Origin of the sequence: Acinetobacter sp. YH12129 (assembly GCF_013418685.1) — a bacterium.
GTDB classification, from domain to species: domain Bacteria; phylum Pseudomonadota; class Gammaproteobacteria; order Pseudomonadales; family Moraxellaceae; genus Acinetobacter; species Acinetobacter amyesii.
Genome location: NZ_VPBP01000001.1, coordinates 225175 through 236553 on the forward strand (window position 1 = coordinate 225175; position 11379 = coordinate 236553).

At 41.9% G+C, this 11379-nt stretch carries 17 protein-coding genes; 16 read left to right on the top strand and 1 reads right to left on the bottom strand.

The window, feature by feature from the left end; translation table 11 throughout:
• The first annotated feature begins 6 nt into the window (after window positions 1-6).
• From rplF to FTU65_RS01195, 14 genes are all read left to right on the top strand, one after another.
• Window positions 7-540: a 50S ribosomal protein L6 gene (gene rplF / locus FTU65_RS01130; RefSeq protein WP_078189272.1), complete on the top strand. Its 534-nt coding sequence runs from the start codon at window positions 7-9 to the stop codon at window positions 538-540.
• A 14-nt stretch (window positions 541-554) separates the two neighbouring features.
• Window positions 555-905: a 50S ribosomal protein L18 gene (gene rplR / locus FTU65_RS01135; RefSeq protein WP_067762903.1), complete on the top strand. Its 351-nt coding sequence runs from the start codon at window positions 555-557 to the stop codon at window positions 903-905.
• A gap of 2 nt (window positions 906-907) precedes the next feature.
• Window positions 908-1405 carry a 30S ribosomal protein S5 gene (gene rpsE, locus FTU65_RS01140; RefSeq protein ID WP_067762902.1) on the top strand — a complete coding sequence of 166 codons (498 nt, stop codon included), beginning with the start codon at window positions 908-910 and terminating at the stop codon, window positions 1403-1405.
• Between the two features lie 6 nt (window positions 1406-1411).
• Window positions 1412-1588, top strand: coding sequence for a 50S ribosomal protein L30 (gene rpmD, locus FTU65_RS01145; RefSeq protein WP_005012961.1), 177 nt, complete (start codon window positions 1412-1414; stop codon window positions 1586-1588).
• 3 nt (window positions 1589-1591) lie between these two features.
• Window positions 1592-2032 (top strand): 50S ribosomal protein L15, encoded by a 441-nt coding sequence (gene rplO / locus FTU65_RS01150; protein ID WP_078189271.1) that lies wholly within the window; start codon window positions 1592-1594, stop codon window positions 2030-2032.
• Window positions 2033-2077: 45 nt separating this feature from the next.
• Window positions 2078-3397 (top strand): preprotein translocase subunit SecY, encoded by a 1320-nt coding sequence (secY, locus tag FTU65_RS01155; protein ID WP_171263746.1) that lies wholly within the window; start codon window positions 2078-2080, stop codon window positions 3395-3397.
• Between the two features lie 20 nt (window positions 3398-3417).
• Window positions 3418-3534, top strand: a complete 117-nt coding sequence (gene rpmJ / locus FTU65_RS01160; protein ID WP_000867907.1) for a 50S ribosomal protein L36 — start codon at window positions 3418-3420, stop codon at window positions 3532-3534.
• A gap of 107 nt (window positions 3535-3641) precedes the next feature.
• A complete protein-coding gene (gene rpsM, locus FTU65_RS01165) occupies window positions 3642-3998 on the top strand; it encodes a 30S ribosomal protein S13 (protein WP_078189269.1) in 357 nt (118 codons plus the stop codon).
• A 19-nt stretch (window positions 3999-4017) separates the two neighbouring features.
• Entirely contained in the window at window positions 4018-4404 is a 387-nt protein-coding gene (rpsK, locus tag FTU65_RS01170) for a 30S ribosomal protein S11 (protein WP_001040166.1), read from the top strand.
• A gap of 12 nt (window positions 4405-4416) precedes the next feature.
• Window positions 4417-5043, top strand: a complete 627-nt coding sequence (rpsD, locus tag FTU65_RS01175) for a 30S ribosomal protein S4 (RefSeq protein WP_078189268.1) — start codon at window positions 4417-4419, stop codon at window positions 5041-5043.
• 17 nt (window positions 5044-5060) lie between these two features.
• Window positions 5061-6068: a DNA-directed RNA polymerase subunit alpha gene (locus FTU65_RS01180; RefSeq protein WP_004650465.1), complete on the top strand. Its 1008-nt coding sequence runs from the start codon at window positions 5061-5063 to the stop codon at window positions 6066-6068.
• Window positions 6069-6086: 18 nt separating this feature from the next.
• Window positions 6087-6452 carry a 50S ribosomal protein L17 gene (gene rplQ / locus FTU65_RS01185; RefSeq protein ID WP_005012953.1) on the top strand — a complete coding sequence of 122 codons (366 nt, stop codon included), beginning with the start codon at window positions 6087-6089 and terminating at the stop codon, window positions 6450-6452.
• 216 nt (window positions 6453-6668) lie between these two features.
• The gene (locus tag FTU65_RS01190) at window positions 6669-8159 is read left to right on the top strand and encodes an NAD(P)/FAD-dependent oxidoreductase (RefSeq protein WP_180064815.1); all 1491 of its coding nucleotides are present in this window, start codon (window positions 6669-6671) and stop codon (window positions 8157-8159) included.
• Window positions 8160-8293: 134 nt separating this feature from the next.
• Complete coding sequence (locus tag FTU65_RS01195; protein WP_373683435.1) at window positions 8294-9091, top strand: alpha/beta fold hydrolase; 798 nt, start codon at window positions 8294-8296, stop codon at window positions 9089-9091.
• A gap of 44 nt (window positions 9092-9135) precedes the next feature.
• Here FTU65_RS01195 and FTU65_RS01200 read toward each other — a convergent pair whose 3' ends face one another.
• Entirely contained in the window at window positions 9136-10308 is a 1173-nt protein-coding gene (locus tag FTU65_RS01200) for an acyl-CoA dehydrogenase family protein (RefSeq protein WP_180064814.1), read from the bottom strand.
• A 181-nt stretch (window positions 10309-10489) separates the two neighbouring features.
• Between FTU65_RS01200 and FTU65_RS01205 the strand changes: the two genes are divergently transcribed.
• Window positions 10490-10747 carry a succinate dehydrogenase assembly factor 2 gene (locus tag FTU65_RS01205; protein WP_078189264.1) on the top strand — a complete coding sequence of 86 codons (258 nt, stop codon included), beginning with the start codon at window positions 10490-10492 and terminating at the stop codon, window positions 10745-10747.
• A complete protein-coding gene (locus FTU65_RS01210; RefSeq protein ID WP_078189263.1) occupies window positions 10740-11126 on the top strand; it encodes a hypothetical protein in 387 nt (128 codons plus the stop codon). Before FTU65_RS01205 ends, FTU65_RS01210 begins: the two co-directional genes overlap by 8 nt.
• The last annotated feature ends 253 nt before the right edge of the window (window positions 11127-11379 follow it).

The window sequence follows — 11379 nt, forward strand, 5'->3', positions numbered from 1 at the left end:
TTCCTCATGTCTCGTGTGGCTAAAGCCCCAGTAACTGTACCTAACGGTGTTACAGTTACTCAGAACGGCCGGCAGGTCGAAGTGAAAGGCAGCAAAGGTACATTGTCTTTCAACCTGCATGCGCTGGTCGAGCTAAAACAGGAAGACGGTACTCTAGTTATTGCTCCTAAAGCTGAATCTAAAGATGCTTGGATGCAAGCTGGTACTGCTCGCGCTGTGCTTAACAACCTTGTAAAAGGTGTTAACGAAGGTTTCGAACGTAAGTTACAGCTTATCGGTGTTGGTTATAAAGCTGCGGTTAAAGGTAACATTGTTAACCTTAACCTTGGTTTCTCTCACCCGATCGACTACAACCTTCCTGAAGGTGTAACTGCAGAAACTCCTACTGCAACTGAAATTGTACTTAAATCTGCTGATAAAGCTAAATTAGGTCAAGTTGCTGCAGAAATCCGTGGTTACCGTCCGCCAGAGCCTTATAAAGGTAAAGGTGTTCGTTATTCTGACGAAGTTGTACTTCGTAAAGAAGCTAAGAAGAAATAAGGCGCGAGGTTCTTATGAACGAAAAGAAACAATCCCGTTTGCGTCGTGCGAAAAGCACACGCTTGCACATCCGTGCATTGGGTGCGACTCGTTTGTGTGTAAACCGCACTCCGCGTCACATCTATGCTCAAGTTATCTCTGCAGATGGTGGCAAAGTATTAGCGCAAGCTTCTACTTTAGACGCTACTCTACGTGCTGGTACTACTGGTAACGTTGAATCGGCTCAGAAAGTTGGTGCTTTAATTGCAGAACGTGCTAAAGCGGCTGGTGTAACTAAAGTTGCATTTGACCGTTCTGGTTTCAAATATCATGGTCGTATCAAAGCCTTGGCTGATGCTGCTCGTGAAAACGGCTTGGAGTTCTAATCATGGCTAAAGTTGAACAAAACGAAGGTCTTGTTGAAAAGCTGGTTGCCGTTGATCGTGTAGCCAAAGTTGTTAAGGGTGGTCGTATCTTCTCTTTCACAGCATTAACTGTTGTGGGTGATGGTAATGGTCGCGTAGGTTTTGGTCGTGGTAAAGCACGTGAAGTTCCAGCTGCTATTTCTAAAGCACTTGAAGCTGCTCGTCGCAACATGATTACTGTTGACCTTGTTGACGGTACTGTTCAGCACCCTATCAATGCTCGTCACGGTGCAAGCCGCGTTTACATGCAACCTGCTTCTGAAGGTACTGGTGTAATTGCTGGTGGCGCTATGCGTGCAGTTTTAGAAGCTGTAGGTGTACGTAACGTATTAACTAAGTGTTATGGTTCTACTAACGCTGCTAACGTAGTAAACGCAACTTTTAACGGTTTGCGTGATATGACTTCTCCTGAGAAAGTTGCTGCGAAACGTGGTTTATCAGTAGCACAAATTCAAGGGTAATCAATCATGAAAACGATTAAAGTTACCCAGACTAAATCTTCATCGCACCGCTTGAAAAATCACAAGCTTAGCCTTAAAGGTTTAGGTCTGCGTCGTATTGGTCATACAGTTGAAGTGCAAGATACGCCTTCTAACCGTGGTATGATCAACCAAGTTTACTATATGGTTAGTGTAGAGGAATAAGCCATGACTCTGCGTTTAAATACAATTGCACCTGCAGAAGGTGCTAAGCGTGACAACCTTCGTTTAGGCCGTGGTATCGGTTCTGGCGTTGGTAAGACTGGTGGCCGTGGTGTCAAAGGTCAAAACTCACGTAAGAGCGGTGGTACACGTCCTGGTTTCGAAGGTGGTCAAACTGCGTTATACCGTCGTTTACCTAAATTCGGTTTCACTAGCCAAATGGCTTTGAAAACTGCTGAAGTACGTTTATCAGAACTTGCTAAAGTTGAAGGCGACATCGTGTCTCTTGAAACTTTAAAAGCTGCTAACGTTGTACGTAAAGATATGTTGCGTGCACGCATCGTACTTTCTGGTGAAATTACTCGTGCATTCACTGTTCAAGGTGTTGCATTGACTAAAGGCGCTAAAGCTGCTGTTGAAGCTGCTGGCGGTAAAGTCGAGGAGTAATCCCCAGTGTCTATGACTCCTAGTTCGACAGGTCATGTTAACATGATGAAAGGCCAACCTTTTCATGTGAAATATCGTGAAATTATTCGCCGTATGATGTTCCTCATCGGGGCGTTGTTGGTTTTTCGACTGGGAGCACATATTCCAGTACCGGGCATTAACAATGCCGCACTAGAGAATCTGTTTAATGCAAACCAAGGTACGATCCTTGGTTTGTTTAACATGTTCTCAGGTGGTGCATTAGAGCGTATGTCAATTCTTGCTCTTGGGATTATGCCGTATATCTCTGCATCGATTATCGTGCAGTTAATGTCTACGGTTGTTCCTTCGCTGGAAGCTTTAAAGAAAGAAGGCGAACAAGGTAAGCGTAAGATCAATCAATATACGCGACAAGGCACATTGTTTCTTGCACTTGTGCAAGCCGTTGGGATGTGTGCAGGTCTGATTAGTCAAAATATTACTTTGACTAGTGGACTTGCTTTTTACGTTCCTGCTGTAACTTCTTTGGTTGCAGGTACAATGTTCCTGATGTGGTTAGGTGAGCAAATTACTGAGCGTGGAGTAGGGAATGGTATTTCCATGATCATCTTCGCTGGTATCGTTGCTGGTTTGCCGAACTTGGTTCTGCAATCTTTAACCTCAGTAGATAATGGCCAATCAAGTTTAATTGGTCTTGCAATCTTTGCATTGCTATCTGTTGCAGTGTTAGCAGCAATTGTGTTTATTGAGAAGGCGCAGCGTCGCATTCCAGTAAACTATGCTCAAAAACAGCAAGGTCGTCGTGTATTTACTGCTCAGCAAACACATTTGCCATTAAAAATTAATATGGCGGGTGTGATTCCTGCAATTTTTGCGAGTTCATTGCTATTGTTCCCAGCGAGCTTAGGGCAATGGGTTGGCAGTGCAGACCCAAATGCTGGCGTGATTAAACGTGGCCTACAAGATTTGGCACTCGTATTGTCGCCGGGTCAACCGATGTATTTGGTGCTATTTGGTGCATTAATTATCTTCTTCTGTTACTTCTATACTGCGCTAGTATTTAGTCCGAAAGAAGTGTCAGAGAATTTAAAACGTAGTGGTGCTTATGTACCGGGTATTCGTCCTGGTGAGCAAACTGCACGCTATTTAGATCATATTTTGAATCGTTTGACTTTTATTGGCGCGGTTTATATCACAATCATCTGTTTAATGCCGATGATTCTACAAAGCTCATTTGGTATTCCATTTAGCTTAGGTGGTACGTCTTTACTGATCGTAGTGGTGGTGGTGATGGACTTTATGGCTCAGCTCCAAGCTCATCTCACATCGCATCAATATGACAATCAATCGTTAATGCGTAAAACGACTGCTCATCCGAAAGGATAAGCGCACTTAGAGGTTTCATTATGAAAGTTCAAGCTTCTGTAAAGAAAATTTGTGGTAGCTGTAAAGTTATCCGTCGTAATGGGGTTATTCGCGTAATTTGCAGCGCAGAACCTCGTCATAAGCAGCGTCAAGGTTAATCTGATCAAGACCTGTTGATTTCAGTAGGCTAATTAGGTTATTATCCGCCCCTCAAAGATTTTGTCGGGCGGTTGATTATCTTAACTGCCTTTTTGGAGAAAATTGAATGGCTCGTATTGCCGGTGTAAACATTCCGGATAACAAGCATGCTGTTATCTCTCTAACGTACATTTTTGGTATTGGTCGCCACACTGCAAAAGCTATCTTAGCTGCTGCTGGTATTGCACCAACAACTAAAATTCGTGAATTAGATGACGCTCAGCTTGATGCGATTCGTGCAGAAGTTACTAAGGTTCCTACCGAAGGTGATTTACGTCGCGAAATTTCCATGAACATTAAACGTTTAATGGATTTAGGCTGCTACCGCGGTCTTCGTCATCGTCGCAGCTTGCCTGTCCGTGGTCAACGCACCAAAACTAACGCACGTACCCGTAAAGGTCCGCGCAAACCTATTAAGAAATAAGATTTCTGGAAGCTAAAAGATGGCTAAAGATACTCGCACACGCAAGAAGGTCACTCGTACCGTCTCTGAAGGTGTTGCACACATTCACGCTTCTTTTAATAACACCATTGTGACTATTACCGATCGTCAAGGTAATGCACTGGCTTGGGCTACCTCTGGTGGACAAGGCTTCCGTGGATCACGTAAATCAACTCCGTTTGCTGCTCAGGTAGCTGCTGAAGTTGCTGGTAAAGCTGCTTTAGATTACGGTTTGAAAAACTTGGACGTCCTTGTAAAAGGTCCTGGTCCAGGTCGTGAATCTGCGGTTCGTGCTTTAGGTGCAGTGGGTTATAAAATTAACAGCATTACCGATGTGACGCCAATCCCGCACAACGGTTGCCGTCCACCTAAAAAACGTCGCGTGTAAGGAGAAACATTCATGGCTCGTTATATTGGTCCAAAATGCAAACTCTCTCGCCGCGAAGGGACAGACCTGCAATTAAAATCTGGCGTTAAACCATTTGACGTCAAAACAAAAAAAGCTGCTAAAGCACCTGGCCAACATGGTGGCGCTCGTGGCGGCAAACAATCTGAGTACTCACTACAATTACGTGAAAAACAAAAAGTACGTCGTATGTACGGTGTTTTAGAGCGTCAATTTAGTAACTACTACAAAGAAGCTGCTCGTGTTAAAGGCGCAACAGGTGAAAACTTGTTGAAACTTCTTGAAAGCCGTCTAGATAACGTTGTTTATCGCATGGGTTTTGGTTCTACACGTGCAGAAGCTCGTCAGCTTGTATCTCACCGTTCAATCACTTTAAATGGTCGTCGTGTTAACATCGCGTCTATCCAAGTTAAAGCTGGTGACGTTGTTGCAGTTCACGAAGGTGCTAAACAACAATTGCGTATCAAAAACGCAGTTGAGTTAGCGACTCAACGTGGCATTCCAGCTTGGATTGAAATTGATCATTCTAAATTGGAAGGTACGTTCAAAGCTGCACCAGATCGTTCTGATTTACCTGCTGAAATCAACGAAAGCTTGATTGTAGAATTGTATTCTAAATAATCCTTGAGGTAGCAATAATGACGCGTACTGCAAATGAGTTTCTAACTCCGCAAGCGATCAAGGTCGAAGCGGCAAGCGGGACCTCGGCAAAAGTTATTCTAGAACCATTAGAGCGTGGCTTTGGTCATACTCTTGGTAATGCTTTACGTCGTATCCTTTTGTCTTCTTTACCTGGCGCAGCCGTGGTTGAAGTAGAGATTGAAGGTGTCGAGCACGAGTACAGTACTTTGGAAGGCTTGCAGCAGGACATCGTCGAGCTCTTGCTGAACCTAAAAGGATTGTCTATTAAGCTGTTCGATCAAAATGAAGCTTATCTGACATTGGAAAAACAAGGTCCTGGCGACGTTACAGCCGCTGACCTTCGTTTACCACACAATGTTGAAGTGGTTAACCCTGAACACTTGATCGGTACTTTAAGTGCTTCTGGCTCATTAAAAATGCGCCTGAAAGTTTCTCAAGGTCGTGGTTATGAGACTTCTGATTCACGCTTCCCTGAAGGCGAAACTCGCCCAGTGGGTCGTTTACAATTAGATGCTTCTTACAGCCCAATCAAACGTGTGTCTTACACAGTGGAAAACGCTCGTGTAGAACAACGTACTGACCTTGATAAATTGATCATTGATCTTGAAACCAACGGTACTGTTGATCCTGAAGAAGCAATCCGCAAAGCGGCAACAATCTTGCAACAACAAATTGCAATTTTTGTTGATCTTCAGAAAGATCAAGCACCAGTTGCTCAAGAACCTCGTGAAGAAGTTGATCCGATTTTGCTTCGTCCAGTAGATGATCTAGAGCTTACTGTTCGTTCTGCTAACTGTTTGAAAGCAGAAAATATTTACTACATTGGCGATCTTGTTCAACGTACTGAAGTTGAGTTGCTTAAAACTCCTAACTTAGGTAAAAAATCGTTGACTGAGATTAAAGATGTTCTGGCATCGAAAGGCTTGCAATTGGGCATGCGTTTAGAGAACTGGCCACCGGCTAGCCTCCGCATGGACGATCGCTTTGCTTATCGTAGCCGTTAATTAAGTAGGACTATCACCATGCGTCATCGTAATAGTGGTGTGAAATTAGGCCGTACAAGCAGTCATCGTAAAGCGATGTTCCAAAACATGGCTAATTCTTTGTTCGAACACGAGTTAATTAAAACTACTGTTCCTAAAGCAAAAGAATTACGTCGTGTTGCTGAGCCTTTAATCACTTTAGCTAAAGTCGATTCTGTAGCAAACCGTCGTTTAGCGTTTGCTCGTACTCGTTCAGCTGCAACTGTTGGTAAATTATTTACCGTTCTTGGCCCTCGTTACAAAGAACGTAACGGCGGTTATCTACGTGTTCTTAAAGCGGGCTTCCGTGCAGGTGATGCTGCACCGATGGCTTACGTTGAGCTAGTAGATCGCGAAGTTAACTAATTTCGTGAAGAGCAGCGTACGTTGTTCTAAAAAAGGTCGGTTTTTAACCGACCTTTTTTAATGCCTGCAGTTTTGTATTGGCTGTATATTGTTAGACAATAATTCAATTTGTCCTTAAAAGATAAAAATAAATCGCCTTTTGCTTAAACTTGACATTGTGCATTGTCAAAAATGTGATTTAATAAATATAAATCTAAGATAGGTTAAAAGAACAACATGGAAAAACAAGTTGATATTCTCATTGTAGGTGCAGGGATCTCTGGTGTAGGTTTGGCTGCTCATCTTTCAAAAAATTGTCCAAATCGTTCATTTGAAATTATTGAACGACGTGAAAGTTTCGGTGGTACATGGGATCTTTTTAAATATCCGGGTATTCGTTCTGATTCGGATATGTCAACTTTTGGCTTCAATTTTAAGCCGTGGAAAAAATCTAGTGTGCTTGCTGATGGGTCTTCGATTAAAGGCTATCTTTCTGAAGTGATTGATGAATATAAGATCAAAGAAAAAATTCATTTTCAACATCGTGTTGTGAGTGCAAATTACGACTCACTGACTCGTAAATGGTCTGTTGTTATTGAAGATGCGAAGAAGAAACAACAAACCTGGGTTGCAAATTTCGTCTTTGGCTGTACGGGTTATTATAATTATGACCAAGGTTTCCAACCTGAGTTTAAAGGGCAGAAAAACTTTAAAGGTACCTTCATTCATCCACAACATTGGCCTGAAAATTTTAATTATGCAGGCAAAAAAGTGGTGATTATTGGCAGTGGAGCAACAGCGATTACATTGGTACCAGCTATGGCAAAAGGCGGTGCAGGGCATGTGACCATGCTACAGCGTTCTCCAACCTATATTGCCTCAGTACCTTCTATTGACATCATTTATGACAAGATGCGTAAAGTATTGCCTGAAGATGTTGCTTATAAACTGACCCGTGCACGAAATATCGGTGTCCAACGGGCTGTTTATGCTGTTGCACAAAAGCAACCTAAATTACTCCGTAAATTTTTATTAAAATCAATTGAGTTGCAGTTGAAAGGTAAAGTGGATATGAAGCACTTTACCCCAGATTACAATCCTTGGGATCAGCGCCTTTGTGTGGTGCCAGATGGTGATTTGTTTAAAATTTTACGCGATGGCCGTGCATCTGTTGAAACCGATCAAATTGAAAGTTTTACTGAAAATGGCATTCAATTGAAATCAGGTAAACATCTTGATGCAGATGTAGTAATTTCTGCTACAGGTCTCAACATTCAAATTTTAGGCGGCATTAGTGCCACAATCGATGGACAGCCACTGAATACCTCAAAACATATGTTATATCGTGGTGTTATGGTCAGTGATGTACCCAATATGGCGATGATTATTGGCTATATTAATGCTTCATGGACTTTAAAAGTGGATATTGCTTCTGAATACATCTGTAAATTGATTAACTATATGGATCAAAATGGTTATAACCAAGTGATTCCACAAGGCGATGCGACCGAGTTGTTAGAAGATACAGTAATGGGAAGCTTGACTTCAGGCTATATTGCACGTGCAGCAGATGTGATGCCAAAACAGGGTAAACATGCACCGTGGAAAGTCAGCAATAACTATTTGGCAGATCGTAAAGAATTAAAGCATGCTTCATTTGAAGATGGAGTGCTGAAATTTGAAAAAAAGTCTGATCAAGTGGCTGCTAAACCCAGATTAGTTTCTTAAGTCTATTACATAAAAAAGGAGCATGATGCTCCTTTTTTTTACTTTAGATGTGTGACTTTAGGGTTTTATTTGATGCGCTTTATTTGTTGAAAAATATATCATGTTGAAAATAAGGAAAAGCACACAGGGTTAATGTGAATATTCAAGAACATTCAGAATTTATAGAATTAAATGCTTATGAGCTATATACCCAAGTTTGGCAGCCAGAAACTACAGATAAAGATGCAACTTTGGCTCCGATTATATTAATGCATGATTCACTAGGAAGTGTGGATTTGTGGCGTGATTTTCCTGCGCAATTGGCTTCTGCGTCTGGCAGAAAGGTCATTGCTTATGATCGGTTGGGTTTTGGTCGTTCGTCAGCAAATCCTGATGTATTAAGTACTGATTTTGTCTATGCCGAAGCACAGCAGGGCTTTAAGGCGCTTCTTCAACATTATTCCATTCAACAGTTTATTGTGATGGGGCATAGTGTCGGTGGGGGAATGTCTGTTGTGATTGCCAGTGAATATACTGAACAATGTCATGGTCTGATTACCATAGCCGCACAGTATGAAGTGGAAGTACTGACATTATCGGGTATACGTGAAGCCAAAACAGCGTTTGCGCAGCCGGGACAGCTTGAACGCTTGGCTAAATACCATGGGGATAAAGCCCAATGGGTTTTGGATGCTTGGACAGAAACATGGCTCTCACCGAGTTTTCGTCAATGGAACCTTGAGCATTATGTTGGAAATGTACAGTGTCCAAGCTTGGTTATTCACGGAGAACTGGATGAATACGGGACGACAGCACAAGCTCAGAAACTTTTTTCGGGTATAAAAGCTGATGCAGAGCTAGAGATTTTGGAAGGGCTTCATCACATGCCGCACAAAGAGCAACCCGCATTGGTCGCTGCATTAATCTGTGATTTTGTGAATGATTTAAGTTGATATCGAAAGAATGAAAAAAGCCCATCATCTGATGGGCTTTTTTGTTATAAAGAGCGGGAAATCAGCTCTTTCATAATTTCATTGGTACCGGCATAAATACGATTGGCTCGATTGTCAATATAAGCCCGTGCAATTGGATATTCAAGCATATAGCCATAGCCACCATGCAACTGCAGACATTCATCCACGACTTTGGAAAACATTTCTGAAATTTTGTATTTAGCAGCGGCTGCAGCGTCAATACCGAGCTGTTCCTCAAGTTGTAGTTCCATACAGCGATCTAGATAAGCTCGACAAAAATCGATTTCAGTACGTAGTTCTGCCAATTTAAAACGTGTGTTTTGGAAACTTGATACGGTCTTGCCAAATGCCTTACGTTCTTTGGTGTATTGAACAGTGTGCGCAAAGGCTGCTTCTGCACCTGCTTGGCAAATAATCGCAACCAACATGCGCTCCCAAGCCAATTCCTTCATCAGCATCATAAAGCCCATACCTTGCATGCCGAGTAAGTTACTTTTAGGGACGCGGACATTATCAAAGAACAGTTCACAGGTATCCTGACCTTTCATGCCAATTTTGTTTAAAGGTTTGCCTTTACTAAAACCGACGCGATCTGCTTCGACGATAATTAGCGATAAATTGGCTGAACCTTTTTCACTATTGCCTGTCTTGCAGACCACAATTGCCATGTCACATAAATAGCCATTGGTGATAAAGATTTTTGACCCATTAATAATATAGTCATCACCATCTTCTGTAGCGGTTGTGCGTACGGCTTGTAGGTCTGAACCTGTGCCCGGTTCGGTCATTGCAATGGCAGTCACGGTTTCGCCAGATGCCATTTTCGGCAGCCAATGCAACTTTTGTTCTTCATTGCCAAAGTTATGAATGTAATTGGCCACGATGTCGGAGTGCAGTGAAAAGCCGGTAGAGGAGTCCATAGCATAGGCCTGCTCTTCAATCAGAATCATGCTATAGAGTCGGTCTACACCATAGCCGCCATAAGCTTCGGGCATGGTCGGGCAAAGCAAGCCCATGGCACCGGCTTTATTCCATAAGTCACGGTCTACATGTTGTTGTTTTTCATACTTTTCGATATTGGGCACAACTTCTTTTTCATAAAATTTTCGTACTGTTTCACGAAATGCATCATGTTCTGCATTAAATAATTGACGTGGCAGCATGTTGTTGAGTGGGCGAATCGCTCCAGATAGCATTTTGAATATCCTATTCATTTTTATGGCTTTGTCTCAACTTATAAGATGCAGCGAGTGACTGCAATGCGCAGAACATTCAAAAGCAGGAAATGCGATGAAGCATTCGGTCAATCTGTGAAAACACTCCACTTCAATGGGGTGGATGAGTTACACTAGACGTGTTCAACGATTGGGGAAGACAATGACTGATGAAATCAGCTTAGAAGAGCGTAAAGTGATCTACCGTGCACGTCGTGGTTTAAAAGAGATTGATGTTTATTTTGATCCCTACGTCAAAAATTACTATTTACAAGCCGATGCAGCTGAAAAAGACATGTTTGCAGAACTCGTTGCTGCAGAAGATCCAGATTTGTTGGATTGGTTTATGGAAGTTAGTGAACCGCCACGTCCTGAATTAAAAACGTTTATTCAAAAATTAAAACATTACGTTCATGGATAATCGGCAATTCAAACTGAAACGCAGTTTTTTATCGCATGCGTTTCAGTTTTTTATTTTTGCGGTATTGATGACGCTGCTTTATCAGTTACTAACACCCATGCTTTGGGGGATATTTTTCCTCATTGGACTGGTGGTTTATGTTCTGTTTTTCCGTAAGCATTTACACGTCACCAGTCTAGATTATTTGGATGGAACTGATTGGTCTTTGCAACGACTCAACCGCCCAGTACAACGTGTTCAAATAAGCCATATTTTGGATCATCAAATGTATATTGTGGTGTATTTTATGCATGCACGTGCAAAACCAGTGATTATTTGGCGCGATCAATTGTCATTGAAACAGTGGAAATCACTCAAAGTATTGGCCAAAATGATCTAATTGTTAGACAGCCTTTATTTTTAAAATTCAATAAAATGCAAATATTTCATTATCTTATATTGTGGGTAAAATAATCTTGTCTGACAGGATTGAAATTTATTGGCAAAATATTTAAATTGTCTGACAATTTTAAGCTGTGTGTTGATTCTCTGCCTATATATTAGCCTTACCAACAGCCGTTAAAGGAAATCATCATGATGATGCCAACTTGGATGTTTCTGGTAATAGCGATTGTGTTAGCAATTGTTATAGG